Source organism: Vibrio sp. OPT20 (assembly GCF_963889365.1).
Lineage (GTDB): Bacteria > Pseudomonadota > Gammaproteobacteria > Enterobacterales > Vibrionaceae > Vibrio > Vibrio splendidus.
The window spans coordinates 329,300-348,389 of record NZ_CAWPOA010000078.1 but is presented as its reverse complement, the minus strand read 5'-3'; the positions used below and the strand labels follow the sequence as shown (position 1 = coordinate 348,389).

19 protein-coding genes and 1 riboswitch are annotated in these 19,090 nt (G+C 42.6%); of the genes, 10 read left to right on the top strand and 9 right to left on the bottom strand.

All coding sequences use genetic code 11. The features are described 5' to 3' along the window. Window positions 1–594 precede the first annotated feature (594 nt). Window positions 595–1,119, bottom strand: a complete 525-nt coding sequence (locus AACR09_RS18685; RefSeq protein WP_102481630.1) for a DUF3087 family protein — start codon at window positions 1,117–1,119, stop codon at window positions 595–597. 257 nt (window positions 1,120–1,376) lie between these two features. Between AACR09_RS18685 and trmY the strand changes: the two genes are divergently transcribed. Then, the gene (gene trmY, locus AACR09_RS18680) at window positions 1,377–1,976 is read left to right on the top strand and encodes a tRNA (pseudouridine(54)-N(1))-methyltransferase TrmY (RefSeq protein ID WP_017083166.1); all 600 of its coding nucleotides are present in this window, start codon (window positions 1,377–1,379) and stop codon (window positions 1,974–1,976) included. A 77-nt stretch (window positions 1,977–2,053) separates the two neighbouring features. Here the strand turns inward: trmY and AACR09_RS18675 are convergent, their stop codons facing one another. Genes AACR09_RS18675 through AACR09_RS18665 form a run of 3 tightly spaced genes read right to left on the bottom strand, consistent with a single transcriptional unit; the run spans window position 2,054 to window position 5,752 of the window. Continuing rightward, complete coding sequence (locus tag AACR09_RS18675) at window positions 2,054–3,127, bottom strand: HlyD family secretion protein (protein ID WP_193835552.1); 1,074 nt, start codon at window positions 3,125–3,127, stop codon at window positions 2,054–2,056. Further along, entirely contained in the window at window positions 3,094–4,410 is a 1,317-nt protein-coding gene (locus AACR09_RS18670; RefSeq protein WP_193835551.1) for a glycosyltransferase family 2 protein, read from the bottom strand. Before AACR09_RS18670 ends, AACR09_RS18675 begins: the two co-directional genes overlap by 34 nt. Beyond that, window positions 4,397–5,752: a TackOD1 domain-containing metal-binding protein gene (locus tag AACR09_RS18665; RefSeq protein ID WP_108111555.1), complete on the bottom strand. Its 1,356-nt coding sequence runs from the start codon at window positions 5,750–5,752 to the stop codon at window positions 4,397–4,399. Before AACR09_RS18665 ends, AACR09_RS18670 begins: the two co-directional genes overlap by 14 nt. Before the next feature lie 364 nt (window positions 5,753–6,116). Here AACR09_RS18665 and AACR09_RS18660 point away from each other — a divergent pair, with 364 nt between their 5' ends. Further along, the gene (locus AACR09_RS18660) at window positions 6,117–7,319 is read left to right on the top strand and encodes a hypothetical protein (RefSeq protein ID WP_193835550.1); all 1,203 of its coding nucleotides are present in this window, start codon (window positions 6,117–6,119) and stop codon (window positions 7,317–7,319) included. Window positions 7,320–7,461: 142 nt separating this feature from the next. Here AACR09_RS18660 and AACR09_RS18655 read toward each other — a convergent pair whose 3' ends face one another. After that, window positions 7,462–8,562, bottom strand: a complete 1,101-nt coding sequence (locus AACR09_RS18655) for a permease (protein WP_193835549.1) — start codon at window positions 8,560–8,562, stop codon at window positions 7,462–7,464. A 233-nt stretch (window positions 8,563–8,795) separates the two neighbouring features. On the opposite strand from AACR09_RS18655, the gene AACR09_RS18650 reads away from it, so the two are divergent. Both AACR09_RS18650 and sigZ read left to right on the top strand, forming a co-directional pair. Beyond that, entirely contained in the window at window positions 8,796–9,092 is a 297-nt protein-coding gene (locus AACR09_RS18650; protein WP_004733042.1) for an ArsR/SmtB family transcription factor, read from the top strand. Beyond that, window positions 9,076–9,675 carry an RNA polymerase sigma factor SigZ gene (gene sigZ / locus AACR09_RS18645; protein ID WP_193835548.1) on the top strand — a complete coding sequence of 200 codons (600 nt, stop codon included), beginning with the start codon at window positions 9,076–9,078 and terminating at the stop codon, window positions 9,673–9,675. The genes AACR09_RS18650 and sigZ overlap by 17 nt, the downstream gene beginning before the upstream one ends. Before the next feature lie 120 nt (window positions 9,676–9,795). Here sigZ and AACR09_RS18640 read toward each other — a convergent pair whose 3' ends face one another. Both AACR09_RS18640 and AACR09_RS18635 read right to left on the bottom strand, forming a co-directional pair. After that, window positions 9,796–10,410 carry a YitT family protein gene (locus AACR09_RS18640; RefSeq protein ID WP_193835547.1) on the bottom strand — a complete coding sequence of 205 codons (615 nt, stop codon included), beginning with the start codon at window positions 10,408–10,410 and terminating at the stop codon, window positions 9,796–9,798. Between the two features lie 460 nt (window positions 10,411–10,870). Continuing rightward, window positions 10,871–11,020: a hypothetical protein gene (locus AACR09_RS18635; RefSeq protein WP_162267340.1), complete on the bottom strand. Its 150-nt coding sequence runs from the start codon at window positions 11,018–11,020 to the stop codon at window positions 10,871–10,873. 29 nt (window positions 11,021–11,049) lie between these two features. Between AACR09_RS18635 and AACR09_RS18630 the strand changes: the two genes are divergently transcribed. The 3 genes from AACR09_RS18630 (at window position 11,050) to AACR09_RS18620 (ending at window position 13,652) form a co-directional block, all read left to right on the top strand. Next, a complete protein-coding gene (locus AACR09_RS18630) occupies window positions 11,050–12,261 on the top strand; it encodes an MFS transporter (RefSeq protein WP_048611602.1) in 1,212 nt (403 codons plus the stop codon). Window positions 12,262–12,485: 224 nt separating this feature from the next. After that, complete coding sequence (locus AACR09_RS18625) at window positions 12,486–13,211, top strand: sulfite exporter TauE/SafE family protein (RefSeq protein WP_017083156.1); 726 nt, start codon at window positions 12,486–12,488, stop codon at window positions 13,209–13,211. Window positions 13,212–13,289: 78 nt separating this feature from the next. Continuing rightward, window positions 13,290–13,652: an MmcQ/YjbR family DNA-binding protein gene (locus tag AACR09_RS18620; protein ID WP_065605811.1), complete on the top strand. Its 363-nt coding sequence runs from the start codon at window positions 13,290–13,292 to the stop codon at window positions 13,650–13,652. 53 nt (window positions 13,653–13,705) lie between these two features. Here AACR09_RS18620 and AACR09_RS18615 read toward each other — a convergent pair whose 3' ends face one another. Further along, entirely contained in the window at window positions 13,706–14,452 is a 747-nt protein-coding gene (locus AACR09_RS18615) for a phosphatase PAP2 family protein (protein WP_193835546.1), read from the bottom strand. A 386-nt stretch (window positions 14,453–14,838) separates the two neighbouring features. Further along, window positions 14,839–14,989, top strand: a riboswitch (FMN riboswitch). Window positions 14,990–15,338: 349 nt separating this feature from the next. On the opposite strand from AACR09_RS18615, the gene ribB reads away from it, so the two are divergent. Together ribB and AACR09_RS18605 are read left to right on the top strand one after the other, a co-directional pair. After that, the gene (ribB, locus tag AACR09_RS18610) at window positions 15,339–15,995 is read left to right on the top strand and encodes a 3,4-dihydroxy-2-butanone-4-phosphate synthase (protein WP_004733029.1); all 657 of its coding nucleotides are present in this window, start codon (window positions 15,339–15,341) and stop codon (window positions 15,993–15,995) included. Between the two features lie 382 nt (window positions 15,996–16,377). Continuing rightward, window positions 16,378–17,226 carry a hypothetical protein gene (locus AACR09_RS18605; RefSeq protein WP_193835545.1) on the top strand — a complete coding sequence of 283 codons (849 nt, stop codon included), beginning with the start codon at window positions 16,378–16,380 and terminating at the stop codon, window positions 17,224–17,226. A gap of 146 nt (window positions 17,227–17,372) precedes the next feature. Here AACR09_RS18605 and AACR09_RS18600 read toward each other — a convergent pair whose 3' ends face one another. Further along, window positions 17,373–18,269: a LysR family transcriptional regulator gene (locus AACR09_RS18600; RefSeq protein ID WP_193835544.1), complete on the bottom strand. Its 897-nt coding sequence runs from the start codon at window positions 18,267–18,269 to the stop codon at window positions 17,373–17,375. A gap of 162 nt (window positions 18,270–18,431) precedes the next feature. On the opposite strand from AACR09_RS18600, the gene AACR09_RS18595 reads away from it, so the two are divergent. After that, complete coding sequence (locus AACR09_RS18595) at window positions 18,432–19,070, top strand: NAD(P)-dependent oxidoreductase (RefSeq protein ID WP_193835543.1); 639 nt, start codon at window positions 18,432–18,434, stop codon at window positions 19,068–19,070. Window positions 19,071–19,090: the final 20 nt, after the last annotated feature.

Genomic DNA, 19,090 nt, shown 5'->3' with positions numbered 1-19,090 from the left:
TAAGATTTTGTCGGCTCAATGAATACTGACTTCAAAACTACAAAAAGTAATTCTAAAGCTATTATCTTTCCAACAGAAAGATAATGAATTGACTGTGCTCTTTTTGGTTTTCACTTTAAAAAGTGAAATCAAACAGCTCAAGGCTGTACCAAATTGAATTGGTCACTCAGTTCATTGAAACCAAAGTTGATTCCGAGGAATCTGTTTTACTTCTCTTAATTAAAAGGGAACATAAAACGTTTTGATATTCATCAACGAGTGCCCACACAGATTGATAGGTTTAAATTGTTAAAGAGCTTTGCTTATCGAAACTTTCTTTTTACAAAGAAACCCTTGAAAGCGGACGTGAATTCTAGCGATTTAATCTTAAGTGTCAAACACTTTTTAAAATTATTTTCTTTCGAACTTTCCGTCTTACTGATTACCGCTGAAGCCTTGTGGCGTCTACCGTGTCAGTGAGGCGGCATTATAGAGATCATCGAAAACATGGCAACCCCTATTTTAATGAAAATTCAAAAAAGTTGCTTAAGCGGCTACTTTTGCGTCAAAACCCTCTTTCACAGGTTAAAGCTCATACAATCAAGAGCATATAACTTAGAATTTTGCGACTAGATCTTTCGAAAATGCCTCTATATCCAGTTCTATACTCCACTTTTCACTCAGCTCCACTATGTTATCTAGCGATTTCTGAACCGTTTTTATCGTCAATGTATTGTTATCTAGGTCGTATACCTGTTTTTGCGTAGTGTAATAGAAGTAAAGGATAGTTAACGCTTCTCGATTACCTTGCTCAGCTTTTGGTTGAATACGCTTAAGCTTACGATAGATTTGATTGTGAATTTGTTTAAGGTTCCACACATAAAGCGCTTCTTTAAAGTAATCATGCCCTTTCACACGGCTCGCAATAAACGCATTCAAGGCGACAGATAAGATCACTCCAAGTACGTTCAAATGAAAGTTCCCTGTCGATTCACCAGTAATTGAAGTCGCCGAGCCAAACAATTCGATCAGAATGGTGCCGAATACAATGGCAAACAAGGCGAGTGACCCAACCAATGAAACCAACAGTAGGTTCATCTTCTTTCTATATTCTTCTTTATTAATCTTCTGTAACTTCATCGACTACTTCCTTATGTAAGTCACCTAATAATTTGCGCATACTATCTATGTAAACCTTGGGTCGCTTCAACCTTTACCGTCTTGTAATGTGGTCGCTCTCTATTTAATACGTATAGTTATTCTGGTCAGTACTATACATAACTCCATTTGACTTCATTAATAGAAAAGAGTTACATACCGCCATAATTTTTAGTTATTCATCAATTCATGCTGATAAAGTCTGTTTCGCTTTATCACATACTGACAAGGTACATTCCATGCGTTCATTTGTATTACGCGCTCGCGCAGCCCCTACCGAGAGTAAACTTATCTTAGAAGGTGTTGGGCAAGACGCTCATACTGAGATTCTGGCTCATACTCTGATGAACACGATCTTCGTTGCTCAATCTCACCGCGAGAATGTCACCGTGCACCTTGTGCTAGAGAGTACTAAAGACTTTTCTCGTACCATTACATTCGATTCAAATGAAATCACCAACATTGGTGGCTTTCATGAATCTGCACTGTTATCTGCGGTAGTAAGAGCGGTTGACGCTTCTCAAGGCATGACAAAAGAACAGACACGTCAGGTAGAACCGGGCATCACTGTCCGTACCATGAGCTTTGAAAAGTTGGTCAAAGAACTGGCCGAAGACCACCAGCTGTACATGATGGATAAGAAAGGCGACTTTATCCGTGATGCAGAGATTGCGGAAAACCCATGTTTCCTTCTAACTGACCATATCCCTATGCCGAAGAAAAGCTACAACAGCTTGAAGCGTTTAGGGACAGAGAAAATCAGCTTAGGTCCAAACATGCTGTTTGCTTCTCAGTGTGTTGTGCTGATCAACAATGAGCTTGATTTAAGAGACTTCTAATTCAATACAATATCTGTAGAAATAAAAATGGAGCGATCATCGCTCCATTTAACTCATTTGTTCAGTTAGCATCCGTACTAAAAACGAGCTTCAACTGTCATCCCCTCCACCCAATACTCTCCTGGCGGCTCTTTAACAAAGTCCAATACGACTTTCAAGTACGTCGGCTGACCTTCAAACGGGCTGACTAACTGACTTGGTAATTTACTAACAACTTCTACTGAATCGGACACTTCAGCCTCGAAAGAGCTACCATTAGGAAACTTTATCAAGACATTTGCTCCCTTTACTGCGTCTTCTAAGTATTTAGGGTCTAGATAAGCAACAATATTTGGAACTGTATTCTTTGCTATCGTTACCAGTTCATCGCCTTCAAAAACACGCTGCCCTTCAACAACATGTATATCAACGACGTGACCCGTATAAGGAGACTTTATCGACAACCCTTGTTCTATCACACGTTTGAGCGCTAAGTCTTTCATCAATGCACGTCTAGCCTGGCTAACTGGTCCAGCTAGCGCCCGCTCCTCCTCTGCCAATTTGGCATTTTGAAAATCAAGTTTTTGCTGGTTCAATTGATTGTTTAGCGAGTTGCCCATCCCAACAATACTTGCATAGTCCACATCAGATACTTGTCCTTTTCTGCGATATTCTTCATAGCGCTTTTGAATTTCCTGTACTTTGCTTAAGTTACGACGTGTTTCTGCAAGACCGTTTAAATGCAATGCTTCTATATCGCTTGGTAAGTTAACATCCAACCCTAATAGCTCAGAATGGATAAACTCAATTTGAGCCTCAATTTCCAAATTCGTCAATTGAATTACGGTCTGGGATTGCTCTACTCGAGTTCCGCCTTCTATCGGAATAGGTCCAACAACGCCTGCAACCTTAGCAGTCAGAGTAACTGGATAAGACGTAACAATAGCCGGAGCAATCACGAGAAAATTTGTCTTCAAGAAAAAATAAGCCACGAATAAAAGTGGGCTTATTACCAAGCTCAAGATCAAATACCAACGAAAGCGATAGCCACCTCTTTTTGCTTGTCCGTAAGCAACCTTTACACCGTCATCCGATTGAGGTTTATTTTTTTTATCCAGATGAAATTTTACTTTCATTGCTAAAACCTTTTGCCTTTTTTCAATACCCACCAAGGAGCCATACTCGACTCTTCGTGACTTCTTCTAAATAATTCATTAACCATGGAGAACGCAGTAATCAAGCGCATAAAAAACTGATAAAAAGGATATAGGGGTAGCCATTTAGCCATTCTTAGATCCTCTTTCTCCCTTTCAGAAACTAAACCAATGTAAACAGTAAAAAATAGAATTACGGTAAACAAATACACGCAATAAATTAGAATTACCAATGCAACAACAAAATCAATTGGGTACACCAAAAATATATAAAACATGAACACTGAAACTAGAATCGGCAGCAATACATTTTGTAAGACGCCATAAACTAAAGTGAAAATGAAATTCCCCCAGCCAAGCAAACGAGGGGTTAAGCCTTCATTATGCTTCCTCAAAAACAAAAACAGTAAATCTCCATCCCATCTAAGCCTTTGTTGCATCAATCCTTTCAGGGTATTAGGAACATCGGTATGCCCTACAGCCTTTGGTGTAAAAGCCAATCTAATGTTGGGGTAGCGTTTCTTATATTGCTTAAGCCTCATCGTTAAATCGAGATCTTCAGCCGTATGCGTATCCCAACCTCCAACTTGTTTTAATACATTTTTTCTAAATGCACCAAAGGCTCCAGAAATATTATTTAGCACTCCCCAATTTGAGAGCCCTGTTTTTCCTGCTTGCATAGACAACATATATTCTAGAGACTGCATACGAGTAAGTAAGTTGTCCTGCCAATTTCTTACACGCAACGCACCACCTGAAGCAATCACATTCTTGTCAGTAAATTGCTTCATCATTTGCAGTGCCATATCGTTATCAAAAGAAGTATCGCCATCAACATTTATAACAAAATCGCCGGTGGCATTATCTAAACCAGCATTCAACGTTGATACTCTTCCTCCCCTTTGCCACTTGGGTATAACTCGAACATTTCGATTTTTTACAGATTGATGTCTCTGCTCACCTCGAATCGCAGCTTGATAAGTATCTTCATTCTGAGCTGCACCATCAACTACCGCTAACACTTCAATCTTTCCGGGATACAGTTGCTCAACTAGTGTGTCTATCGTAATTTCAATCGCATCCCCTTCGCCATAACAAGTAATGACGAAGGATATGCTCGGGTATTCTGTTATCTCAATATCACTCTCAGAATAAGACCAACGAAATATCCCTGTTAACACGAGTAAAAAAAGTGGCAGTTCAACAATAACCATCATGGGAAACAGCATGAGCCATAGCTCTGTATTTTCGAGTAACATCCCCCAAAAATATTGTTGAAGATTGAGGCTATTCGACAGCATAAATTTCGCCGACTTTACTCTCTAACCACGCCCCTACGTCCTCTTTAACCATGGGGTCAGGAAGGCTCCAAGCAAACACATTCAATGTAAAATCATCGTCTTCAATAAGTAGACAAAGGGCTTCTATTTTTTCACGCAGAACATTGATATGTTCCATCTTAGCTTTAGGCATAAATACGAAAAGAACATCACTTTTGTACTGACAACAAATATCTGAGTCTCTAAACAAACCGTTAAGGCGCTCAGTAATTTGCTCGATCAAAGCAAACATTTTCGCATCTCCATTCTTAGATACATATTGAGCTAAATCAGGGAGATGCAGACCTAGGAGAAGATGCTCTTCTTGATGACGGATAGCGATACGATTGACCCAATCAAGGAGGTTTGAAAAATACCCGCTGTCTACTTTGCCGCGTAGTGTCAGCTCTGGAGCAGATAATTTGACGCCGTGACGAAATATATACTCGCCCTGCACACCTAATTTTAATGAATAGATTTTCCTGACAACCAACTGAGAAACATCATTCTTGGCATCACAACTAAAACAAACAGCCAAAGTCTCAGCTTCAGAAAAGGAATGAGAACAAACGTTACATGAATGAGTCTCTAACGGACGGTCATAATCCACACCGATATGACGAAGTTGAGTTAAACATTTAGGGCATTCCAGTTTATGGTTACGTTTAAATTGTCCTTGTTCGGCTACATGACCACAGGTGAAACAATGTAATGAGACACGCTCGGTAATATCAATGTCTTTACATGAAGGGCACACTTCGATGTAATTCAAATAAGCACTAGCGCAGTCAGAACATACACGGACTCGATTGATCAACTCATCATATTCAAACGTATCACGCTTGGTTTCTGACAAAACAAAACGATATGTAGAACTCAACTCTGGATAATATAAGTCGACTAAAGGGTAAGAATATATCGATTTCAGAGTCAGGGATCGATGAGGGACTAGTCGTCGATCTTGCTCTAACCCTAACCATCCAATTAAAGGGTCTAAAGCCTCCGTCGATTCGGAAACACTGTTCAACGTTCTACTATGTTGGAGCAGTTCTTCCTCGATAGTCTCTTGATTTAAAACTCCATCAGATAAACAAACTGACAATGCGCTAGTTTCAAATACATAAATCTTCCAAGACCAAAACTTTCTGCAACCGTGAAGTTGACTTAATAAATCATCTTGTACACTGGCTTCTCTGTTTAGAAAAACCACACCACCTAACAACTCTGGTAGTTGCTCAATATCACTTACTTGCGCAATATTAAATCGATTTTCCGTATCAACTATTGGGGTCCCAAGACAGTAAATTTTTAATTTATCTCTCATTCATTAACTCCATACTTTTGACACTTCCACCGTCAAATAAACGTAACATTCTGAATATTAATGAATGCTATTGGATTGGTCGGCCTTATACAAATACTAGATATCGATGTAAAAACAGTCCAATTATTAACCAACAATATAAAATACTGACACCATTACATTAACAATACGGAAACATAGATATTAATGATAATTTTAAAATTATAGATATACAGCACTCCAAAAATTGGATAACGATACTTTTTTCAGACTAATTACATCAACTTTCGGAGCAATGCCTCTCTCTAACTCATTCAATCTTATAAATTTCTCATATCACTTCTATACTGATTCCAATCTTAATTAATCGTGTTAAAGGCAAAGGATGAGCGTATTAACCGTATTCTTCTGTGGTACAGGCTCAAACTCAGAAGACAACAATCACAAAAACTATGTTTCTGGCGAATTGATTTCGACGCTAGCGAAGAATGCAACGGGCAGAGACATGATTGACTACATTCAAGTGGATGGCGTTGGCAGTGGGAATCAGAACGAGTGGTTGAAGCAAGGTAAGGACGACACGTATTCTGGAATTAAGGGAACATTGCTGGGCAAAGGCATCGACAGCAACATGCGTCATGTACTAAATATCTTACGCGGAAGCCAACAAGATAAGAATAACTACATGAAGAGAGCAAAAGGGCTGCTTAGCGAATCTCGCCCAGAAAAGTCCGCTTGGCCTTTCGCAACCAATCAGAAATATCAAGATTGGTTGAAAGATTCACAAGCTCTAGCTGCAGACTTAAAACAAGGGATTGCCGCTCGTCAGCAAAACATTGCGATTGAACGGCAAACAAAGCCCATTAGCCAAGTTAACATCGTAGGCTGGAGTCGTGGTGGTGTGAGTTGCTTTGAATTGGCGAACCGAATGCTTAAAGATCCCAAGCTTAGCCATATTCCAGTCAACATCTTTGCGTGTGACCCCGTTCCCGGTGGGATGAACGCATTCAAGGATTACAAATTACTGGGCAAAAACGTCAAACAGATCGTATGTGTTTTTGCCGAAGACGAACGCTCATTGGCTTTCAAAGCGAGAATACCACGCTTGTCCCCTTCCACTAAATATTACACTACCTATATGCCTGGCCGACACGGTACTTTGGTGGGTAATGCCAATACCTCAGGCGGAAGTAAAGGTGCGGGTTTACTTACTGGCCCCGGGCTCGTTACCCGTGATTTCATGGAAAAGGTATTAACGGGTTGGGGAACGCAACTTAAGGCGAACTCGACTTTGAACTTTTCTAGGCAGCGCATCATCGAGTTATACGAGCAAATGCGCAGTAATGAAGATCACTTCAATAAAATGCACGGCATGACTTACACAGCAAAGAACCGACTGTTATGGACAAGCAAAGATAGAATCGGTCAGCAGAGGGAGCGTCGCTATGGTATTCCAATGTATCGCTTTCAGTTCCCCGGAATCACTAACAATTACGGCGATGCCATTAACCGTCATCACTGCGATGTATTAGCCACCAATGCTTTCGCTGCATACGGTACTTCGGCTGCGCTGCCAAACGCAGTCTGATAATCATGCTTTGTTAAACACATTTCAGGACGGGACAACCTAAGCAAAAAAAGAGCTCAACTATGTGAGCTCTTTTTTATTATCTATCTATTGGTATCAAAGGTGTTTGGTATCAATGGTGTTATCTCGAAATCAGACCTGATTAACCAAAGATGAAGCTGTATAGGAAGCCTGCACCCATCGCCATGCTTAGGATAACGAATAGGAATGCTGCAATCATTTGGTTCTTGAAGATTGATTTAAGCAGGATAACTTCCGTTAAACTTGCACCTGCACTACCAATGATTAATGCCATTACTGAACCCAACGCCATACCTTTCTGAACTAGAGCAGCACTTAGTGGGATTACCGCTTCAGCACGAATGTACAGTGGAATACCAATTACAGCGGCTACAGGAATCGCATACCACATACCTTCACCAGCGTACTGTGCAATTAGGTCTGTAGGAATGAAGCCGTAGATGAATGAACCAATCGCGATACCCATCATTAGGTAAGGGAAAACTTGTTTGAAGTCTTTCCAAGTTGAGAACCAAATTCTCATCCAACGGCTAGGTTCTTTCTTCTCTACGATTTCAGCTGTTGCGCTTCCATCCGCTGAACAGCATGAAACCGTTACTTGTGGCTCTTCTTTTTTAGAATCGCAGCAAGATGTCTCTTTAGCCATTACTGGTGCAGGTTCACCACATGCACTTGTACCACATGAAGATTCCGCTTTAGCTGGCGCTGCTTTTTGAGGAGCTGAATCACCACAGCTAGTGCGACAGCTTGAAGAAGAACCTGTCGATTCATACGCTTCAGGTTTTACGTAACGCTCAAAGCCAAGCTTCTCAAGTGCGTAACCTGCCACTACCGATACTGTCATTGCGACTAAGAAGTAGAACACAGCCACTTGCCAGCCGAAGGTAATCACGAACAAACCAATGATCACTGGGTTCAATAGCGGGCTACCGAATAGGAACACCATCATTGGACCGAAACCCGCTCTTGCACGCAGCAATCCTTTTAAGAAAGGAATGGTCGAACATGAACAGAAAGGTGTAATTGCCCCCAGTAGTGCTGCTACTACATAACCCTTACCATTACGTGAGCTCAGGATAGATTGAATCTTTTCTGGTGTAAGGAACTCTTGAAGAATCCCAACAATGTAGCTGATCGCTAAAAAGAGGATAATTAGCTCTACTGCTAAGAAAGCGAACATATCAAGTGCGTCTTTTAGCATTGTTAACATTTCATTGCTCATAATTAACTCCAAACTGGATTGAAGGTCGGGCTCTATGAGAAAAGTAACCAACCCTTAATTTCGAATATTCTCGAATTATAGAAATAAACAGCTCCAGATCAAGCTTTATTTCGATAAAAATCGAAATGATTTTCTAAAACACATTTTTTCAATGACTTACACAGCCACCGTTTTTAAATTTGAATTCGACATACATTTCGACTAACATCGAAATTAAATCTTGAGGAGTTAATATGAACTTAGAAGTCGTTGCGAAAGCACTTAAAGAGTTGGGGCACCCTATTCGCCTAACCATTTATAAGAGTGTCGTTAAAGCTGGCTATCAAGGCATTGCAGTTGGCGGCCTACAAGAAGAGCTAGGTATCCCTGGTTCCACCTTGTCTCACCACATATCAAGCTTGGCGTCTGCGGGCCTAATCAGCCAAAGACGAGAAGGAAGAACTCTATTCTGCGTGGCGGAGTATGAGTGTCTAGAAGGCGTGATTGATTTCTTACAAGACGAGTGTTGCGTAAATGAACAGTGCAACTGATGTACCTTTGAACGGAGCACCTTTGAAGCTCGAACAAGTTTGGGCCGAGTATCAGCAAGCATTAAAGTCATTCCTGCATTCAAAGGTCAACAATTCTGCGGATGTAGACGACTTGCTCCAAGATATCTTGATTAAGACCTATCAGAACTTAGACAAAGTCCAAGATGCGAGCAGTGTTAAGGCTTGGCTGTTCCAGTTAGCCAACAACACCATCATCGATTTCTACCGTAAGCATGCACGCCAACAACGTGATAGCCAAATTGATGCTGAAGATCTGTGGTTTACCGATTTAGACCACGACTCTGAATTTAAGCAGAAGCTTTCATTGTGTATTGAACCTTTTATTCAAGCACTGCCAGAACAAAGTTCATCATTACTGCTTGCGGTCGATATTAAAGGCCAAAGCCAGAAAGAGATCGCAGAAGCTCAAAACATCAGCTACTCAACCGTTAAGTCTCGTGTTCAGAAAAGCCGCGGGGATCTAAAGAACTTGTTTGAAGAGTGCTGTAACTTGTCCCTTGATCAACAAGGCAATGTGATTGATTGCGAGCTTAAGCCGAACGCCAGCTGCGGCAAGTGTTAATCGCTACATAGAATCCGTTATTTCAATAGAACAAAGCCAGCAATTGATGCTGGCTTTGTTGTTTTCGTAATCTGCAAATCACGCTTTGTTTATGCGAATCGAGTGCTTGAGCGAACCGAACTATGCTGCTTCCGCTTTTACCACAGGTTGATAGCGCCCCGGTTTATGATTCATTGCTAGAATCAAGTTGGTGACTATCGCACCAAGCACAGACAGGAGAACCAATGACACATCAACAATGAACAGAGAAAGCACAACAATCGTGCAGTCTAGTGCCATCTGAACCTTACCCGCTCGAATTCCAAAACGTTCTTGTAAGAACAACGCCAGAATGTTGAAGCCACCTAAGCTCATCTTATGACGGAAAATCACCAGCATGCCGGTACCAATCAAGCCACCACCAAGTAAAGCTGCATACAATGTATGAATTTCGGCAATTTGAATCACGTGATACAAGTGATCCACGGCGAACGAAACAATCGAAACCGCGATAAACGTATTGATGGTGAAGCGCCAGCCCATACGAGCAACCGACAAAATATAGAAAGGTAAGTTAAGTGCGAAGAACACTTGGCCAAAGCTTAGGTCTGTTACTTTGGTAATGAAGATCGCTAGACCAGCCGTGCCTCCGGTGAGCAAACCGACTTGGTTGAAAAAGATAACGCCGAGTGAAACCAGTGCGCTACCTAAGAGCAGTGCCAGTAAATTTTCGCGAAGGTTATGATCTTTATCCATGTGAATGACTCTCCCTGAATCTTTTAACATCGCGTTTCAGTAGTCTTGAAACGATTTATGCCCAAATTTACGATGTTTGACAGATAAGTCGAGTGAACGAGCAATGTTGCTTAGTGATTAGTTTGTATATTAGTTTTTACAGCTTTGTGAAACCTTAAATTAAACAGCTAGTTATAAACCTGAATTTATACTTTCATTCTTAATTAGATACTTGTTGCTATTAACTAACGAGCTTCAAGTTTTCTTATTTATTGAGCGCGTTTTATACCAATTCCAATCAAGCGACAATCTATGCATAAAACGCATAGACTACATCACAAATGGTCATTTGATACATAACCTACTCATCACTATGATGCGCGACTTCTTACAACATTGAGCGCATGTCAACACCGTATGTTTTCACAATCTCTTTTTGCCCAATTGGCCAGAATGACGCTGTTTCTCGTCATTAGTTTGGTTATTGTGCATCACAGTCAGCCATTGATTGATCTCTTGGCTCAGCATGCCGTGAGCAGTGGCTGCCACCAGCAATCAGCGCATGATCATTCTGAGCACGAACATCACCATGAGATGACTGACCAACACATGTCAGCGCAAGACCACTCACATCACCACCATTAATTTAAGAGTATTAGAATGAGCATTTTCCGTTTTCCTTTACTGGTATGGCTTGGGATCGGCACACTTATTATCAGTCTAGGGATCAGACAATCATTCGGCATTTTCATGATGCCAATTTCAGAGCATTTCGGTACAGGTCGCGAGTTTTTCAGCTTCGCGATTGCGCTACAAAACCTATTGTTTGGCGTGTTCCAACCTTTTGTTGGTATGGCTGCTGACAAATGGGGAGCAAGGCGCATCATTATCGCTGGTGCATGTGCTTACGGTTTGGGTTTACTTCTTACCTCAATTTCTACCGAATCGAGTATGCTTTACGTTTCACTAGGCGCACTCGTTGGCCTTGGGTTAAGTGCGACGAGCTATGTGATCGTATTAGGTGCCGTAGCAAAAGTAGTACCTGCAGAGCACGCAGCTAAGGCATTTGGTTTAACCACAGCAGCAGGTTCATTTGGTATGTTCGCGGTAATTCCGGGCGCGCAATACATGTTGAACGAATTTGACTGGCAGAGTGCGATGCAAGTGTTTGGCGTACTTTGTTGTTTGATGATCTCTTTTGCGCTGTTTATGCGAGCGCCTAAAGCAGCCTCAAACAAACAAGCGCAAGCTGAAGAGAACCAAACGCTAAAAGAAGCGTTGTCTGAGGCGTTTGCTCACAAAGGTTACTGGTTGATTCACGCGGGCTTCTTCGTGTGTGGTTTCCATGTAATGTTTATCGCAACGCACTTACCTAGCTACCTAGCAGACAAAGACCTACCGGCGAGTAGCGCTGCGATGGCACTGGCTTACGTTGGCATCTTCAACATCTTCGGGTCTTACTTCTGGGGTGTAATGGGCGACAAGTTCAGCAAACGCCATGTAATGTCGGCACTGTACTTAGTGCGTACTGTGGTTATCGGTGCGTTTGTTACTCTGCCTGTAACTGAGTCAACTGCGGCTATCTTCGGCGCGGCAATTGGATTCTGTTGGTTGGGTACAGTTCCGCTAACGTCTGGCTTAGTTCGTCAGATCTTCGGTGCCCGTTACCTATCAACGTTGTACGGTTTGGTGTTCTTTACTCACCAAGTGGGTAGCTTCTTAGGCGCTTGGGTTGGCGGTCGTATTTACGATTACTACGGTTCTTACGAGCCAATCTGGTGGTCAACCGTGGTACTTGCATTTGCGGCAGCGCTTATCCATTTACCAATCAATGACAAGCCGATTGAGCGACTGAAATTGGCAATGGCTTAACGTTTAACGCTGACTCCCCCACTAGCGTAAACAACAAGTCGTTCCAATAAAGCGAGTGAGTATTGAAGGGAAACATCCTGATATACTCACTCGCTTTTTTGTTAGTCACTATTTCACCAATTAAAACGGCCGATATTTGCATAAACCTCACTGAATAATAAGACTATCCTTTTCGTTTTAATTTATAGTATCCACTCGCTCCTTTAAAACTAATCCGCAGGCTTATGGAATACATAGATCAGACTGTCCTTATCGCAATGGCACTCATTTTTGCTGGCTCATTTGTGCAAACCGCAATCGGCTTTGGTTTGGCTATTGTTGCAGCCCCACTGCTGTTTTTGGTTTCCCCAGACTATGTACCTGCGCCTATCTGCTTGGTTGGCCTGTTTATCTCTTTATTCAACGCCTTTAAACACCGTGCAAACATTTCTATTGGCGGGTTAAAAATCGCATTGCTGGGCCGCATTCCGGGCTCATTGGCAGGCGGAGCATTATTGGTGATGGTTTCAACGAGCGTGTTGTCATTATGGTTAGGCTTATTGGTGGTATTTGCCGTGATTGTTAGCCTATTGCCATTCAGGCTCGAACCAACCCCAATCAAGATGGGTATTGCAGGGTTCTTCTCTGGGTTCTTTGGCACCAGTTCTGGTATTGGTGGTCCACCGATGGCACTGCTACTCCAACACCAAGATGCCAATCAGCTTCGTGGTAACCTTTCTGCGTTTTTCGTGTTTAGTTCGATCATTTCGTTGGTAGTACAGATCCCAATTGGCTTCTTCACGCTACACCACTTGATCATCACTATACCTTTGCTGCCTGCTGCTTGGTTGGGTTACAAAGTGGCGTTAATGACGACACAAAGCATCCCTAAAGAGAAGATACGCATTGGTTCATTACTGCTATGTTCTCTCAGTGGCTTTACGGCAATCTGGCAGGGTTTAGCTGGCTAGTTATTGGCGATAAAGACCGGAAAAGACATCTTAGAAAACCAACACAGATCAAACACCCAATAGATAAAAGGACGCTCTATGACTTACGACGAATTCAATTCATTCTGCGAGTCGCTGCCTGCAACCAGTTATGTGATGCAGTGGAATAACTCGCACGTTTGGAAAGTGGGTGGCAAGGTGTTTGCGATTGGTGGTTGGGGACCGAAAGATGAGCCTGCGTTTATCTTCAAGGCGTCCGATCAGAACTTCGACTTTCTGAAAGAAGAGCCGGGCTATAAACCCGCACCCTACTTTGCTTCACGCGGTATGAAATGGATTCAGCTGTTTGAAAGCACGCCAGAAAGGGATGAGGAGCTGAGATACTATCTCATTGAGTCACACCGAATTGTGTCCTTAGGTCTAACCAAAAAGAAACAAGCAGAGCTAGGGCTCAATCAGTAGCGTTTATTACGTACTGCTAATCTGAGCCCTTCTTTTGCAGTGAGGAAGGATCCCTAAGAAGTCTGTTTCAAAAATGCAGGTAAATAGCGTTCTATTTTTTGCTCTGAGATAAGCGGCACCAATAAATAGATCAAACCCGCAAAGGCAATAGATCCGGCTAAGTCTTCTGGTCGATGCATGCCAAGCCAAACACGGCTATAGGCGACACCACCAGCCCAAGCCAGTAAACCGCCGACGAGATAAAAGCGTTTCGCCTCTAGGAGAAGACCACCAAAGAACGCCAAACACACACCGACAAAGATCATATGTCCAGATGGGAAAGAGTAGTCGGTTTCACCCAACCAGTGACGCGTTCGCCACTCGCTCACCTTATCTTGTACAGACTCAATCGCAGCATTCTTTTCAACCAATGGTAATTCGTAAAACACTTCTGGCATATCAACCACTTCCTGCGTCACCAAATACTCAGAATAAGGACGAGGGCTCTCAGTGGAATGCTTTAAGAAGGTTTTCGCTGCAAAGCTAAGCACCAACAACAAGCCGAGCTGCAGACAAAGACTGACTAACTTAGCTTTGGAAAACTTCACCGTGAACAATACTAAAGACAAAATCGCTAGCGTTACCAAGAATCCTTGATTGCCCGCAGAGTAAGTCACAAACGTTATGAAGGCTCCATAGAAAGGCAAAACAGCACTTCCAAGGTCGAAGTCAGATCCAAAGATCAAAAAGGGTATGAGGGAATACAAACTTAGAACGAGCAGTAATAAGCCTTTGGATTTGTTAGAGAACAGAGAAGTCATGGCTAAGATCTTTTAGATAAAGTGGTCGGATGCTATCGCAGCTTAGCATCGTCAATATCAATTTTATGTCAAAACGGTCAGTCAGCCGTCATGGTGTAACAATATTCGATTAATGGACCTCTTGAGTATTGATTCGGTGAACAGCCACGCCAGCACCAATAATGTTCAACATCCATTTATGTTCATAGAGATAGCAAAAATCACTGAAACCAGACGAGACAAAGGCATCATCCCACTAATAGACTACCGGACGTGTTCTGCTGATAAAGTGAACACTTACCGGATTATAAGGCCAGAATCTTAAAAACTTTGCTGTCAGTCCTTTAAATCCACTATTGAAAGGATTACCATCTGGTCTGCTTTCAAAAGCAAAACAGATTATTAATTTTTATTCTCAGGGCGGGGCGAAATTCCCCACCGGCGGTATGTCCTTAGCAAAATCTAAAGATAAGCCCGCGAGCGCTCGATTCGTCGAGGTCAGCAGATCTGGTGAGATGCCAGAGCCGACGGTCATAGTCCGGATGAGAGAGAATGAAAACACACTCGTTTAAGTTGGAAAGGCGTACCCGCGTGAGTTGGGTTCATGCCTCCAACTTAGACGGGTGCATTTCGTTTTGGATAAAACCATAATGAGCTAATACCAATCACAGTAAATAAATGATCAGAGATAGCGCAGGAAAAACGCTTGAGAACAAGGCAAAATTTTTCGATAAGTAGTTATTCTACAGTCAAAAATTCTAACGCCGTTATCAAGGGTTTTAACCAGCTAGAATGACCAGTTGTTTACTACGATTGGTACAAGCTACTTGTAATGAGTAGGCTTTGTTGTGCTCGGTTGAGATCCCTCATACAGCCCTGATTCTGGTGATATTTTAGGAGTTTAACCATGAATCAGTCTTCACTACTTGCCGAATTTGGCGAACCAATCACTCGCGTTGAAAACGCACTGCAAGCTCTACGCGAAGGTCGTGGCGTACTTCTACTTGACGATGAAGATCGTGAGAACGAAGGCGACATCATCTACTCAGTAGAACACCTGACGAATGCTCAAATGGCGCTTATGATCCGCGAATGCAGCGGCATTGTGTGCCTGTGTCTAACTGACGAGCAAGCGAACCAACTTGAACTTCCACCTATGGTTGTTGATAACAACAGCGCAAACCAAACTGCGTTTACCGTAACTATCGAAGCGAAAGTGGGTGTAACAACAGGTGTTTCTGCCGCTGACCGTGTAACAACGATCAAGACAGCTGCAAATCCAACAGCTAAGCCTACTGACCTTGCTCGCCCTGGCCACGTTTTCCCATTGCGTGCTCGTAAAGGTGGTGTACTTGCTCGTCGCGGCCACACAGAAGGTACAGTGGATCTTATGCAAATGGCTGGTCTTCAATCTGCCGGTGTACTGTGTGAAGTAACCAACCCAGATGGCACGATGGCAAAAGCGCCAGAGATCGTTGCTTTCGGTAAAATGCACAACATGCCAGTACTGACCATTGAAGATATGGTTATGTACCGCACTGAGTTCGACCTTAAGCTTGCATAACGCTTAATCGTCAGTGTCTAGCCCTGGCGATAATTGGGTCGCTAATAAATATTGAAAGGCCTAATTCTTTAATGCTGTTTCTAGATAATAGCATTAAAGAATTAGGCCTTTTTAATTTCCGTATTTTGAGACGAGACAGCGGTGGATCGCCGACGTATGTCTAGTTATCGGAACCTACTCAGCCAAATCACTTAGAAAAGCGTAACCTCTCAAAAAATCCTGCAAAATATGAGAAACACTCACACAAATGGTGAGATCATGCACCAATGTTGACCATTTACAATCACCACAAAAACGTAAGCAATTGAAATATAACAATTATATATTTTGGCACGGTGTCTGCACTACCACTAAGTAGGTATACAGATATTAGGAGTAGAATATGTTTGTAGTTATTTCAGTGGGTTTATCCCTATTAGTACTTTCCGCCCTGTATCATTTCTCAAGGAAGAGAGAAACAGCGCTATCACACCGGTTCGAAACCTTAGTTTTGCTTAGAGAGCTATTGCTGTTATCACGTAAACATCGCGCTGCAACGCATTACGCTCTGGCGTATAAATTGTCTAGCGACTCGATTCGTAAAGTGAATAAGATTTACGACAACATACTTGAGGTCTCTGAATTGCTCCAATCCCATGTGTCGTTTGATAGTCGCCCTATGTATCGCATCTATCACCTTAAGCTCATTGCCATGCACAGCGACTGGCAAAACCGCAGCTTGGTGCGTAACCAATCGATTCATGGCAAAACAATTCGCCACAGCATGTTCTTGATGGATGAAGTGATGATCATCTGGCTGATCCAGTCTGAGCGAGAAGACATGAGTAGTGAATACCACATGAATTGGCAACAGATCTTAGACTGCATGGAGATCTTGACCAAGCTGAGAATGTGCATACCTGATATGGAGAAGCCTGAGGAGTATGCGAGATTCAAATTCTACGCATCTCAGACACACCGCAAACTCAACCAATTATCGATTATCTGCCCTATCAGCAGTGGGTCACCCATTTGTACACGTGCGATGCATGCACTTACCGAGATCGCATCAAGTACTGAAGCGACCCAGCCAGCAGATAGCATGTACGAGTTAACCAGTGATATCTCTACTGTGGTATCGCAAGTCTACGACCAAGTATTATCAGACATTACCAAAAGCTTGTATCAGCCTTTACCTAGCATCAACGATAAGGTGATAAATACCCGATTATCCGTACATCATTACATGTAAAGACTTCGTGAGAGGAGAGCGTGCTGGAACTCTGAATTATTGAGTTCAAATCCGATATCACCTTTGATATCGGATTTTTGTATTTATGGGCTTATATATTTATTTGGTTCTATTTTAGGACGAGACAAGTTAGGAGCGATGTAAGCTTAAACGTCTTCAGATTTAATATCGTTAGACCAAGCTTCTGCTGCAAAATCAATAAACTGACGAACAACAGGCAGCTGATAACTGCGAGACAAGTACACCGCCCAAAGCACACTACTCGGTGAAACAAAATCATCCAAAATTCGTTTCAGCTTCCCTTCAGCAATCAACGGATTCGCTAAATCACAAGGTAATCGAACAACCCCTTTGCCATGCTGTGCGGCGCGAGCTAACACCCCAACATCGTTGGCCTTAATAGTCCCCGACACCTCAACCGAATAATGTTGGTTATCCTTAACAAAATCCCACTTAGAGACACTCAAATGACGAAAACAATTGTGTTGTCTAAGCGCTTCAACCGTTTCAGGTTCACCGTGTTTGTCTAGGTAGTCTTGTGAGGCACACACCACCGAATCAATTTCCATTAGCTTTCGAGCAATCAAGCTATCGTCAGGTTGGTCAGTATAACGAAGCGCAATATCGATTCTTTCATCCACCAGCTGCGCAAAACGGTCTGAGGCAAACAACTCGACCGTGATATTAGGGTGAAGCTCTGTGAATTGCTCGACCACATCCAACAACATGTTTTGAGTTAAGCCAATCGGCGCTGCAATTCGAATTACCCCTGAAAGATCGTCGGTTTGATTGAGTGAAGTGACTTCTAGCTCTGCGGTTTCATGGAGAATTTTTTCGCAACGTTGCAACGCAATCTCTCCTGCCGCAGTCAAACTTACCTTACGAGTGGTCCTGTGCAGTAGCCTTTGTTTTAGCCACCCTTCGATCTCTTGAACATGACGTGAAACCTGCAACCGGCTCATATCTAAGTGCTCAGCTGCTTGAGTGAAACTGGCACAATTCGCAACTTCGACAAAGCTACGCATTGCCGTCAACCTATCCATCACGCTCTCCTTGAACTACTTGCTAGCTAATCAAATCTTATTAGATCACCATATAGATACAATCTACATCATTTTACGATATTTATCGCAACCTAGTGAGCTATTAGACTGCAATGGCTGTCGAGAAAACGACTCAATAAATTAGATAATTGGAGAGACATTATGAGAATTGCAGTATTAGGCGCATCAGGTTGGATTGGTAATCACATTGCTCAAGAAGCTCAATCTCGTGGTCACGACGTGGTTGCTGTCGTAAGAGATGCAAGCCGTGTAGAAATGAACAATGTTGAGGTTCGTTCATTTGATTTACAAGATGAAGCAGCAAGCCTTGCAACCGCACTATCCGGCGTTGATGCAGTAATCACTTCGATTGGCGGACGTGCTTTGGGTAATCACGACATCGTAAAAAGCACAGCAACTAAGCTGCTTGAGACACTGCCAAGCATTGGTATCGAGCGCCTACTTTGGGTTGGCGGTGCAGGTTCATTAGAAGTGGCGCCAAACGTACCGTTAGTGACCGTTCCGGACTTCCCAGCAGATTACAAAAACGAAGCACTAGCACAGGGTGAAGCTCTTGAAGTGTTCAAGCAATCAAACAGCGAGGTTAACTGGACGTTTGTTAGCCCTGCAGCAGAAATTTTCCCGGGCGATAAGCTATCAACCTACCGCACAGGTGGTGACCAACTGCTCACCGACGAAGATGGCAACAGCAAAATATCAGTCAGCGACTACGCGATTGCGATGATTGATGAGCTCGAAGCTGGTAAGTTCCCACGTCAACGTATTGGTGTCGCTTACTAGTAAATTCATATATAAAAACT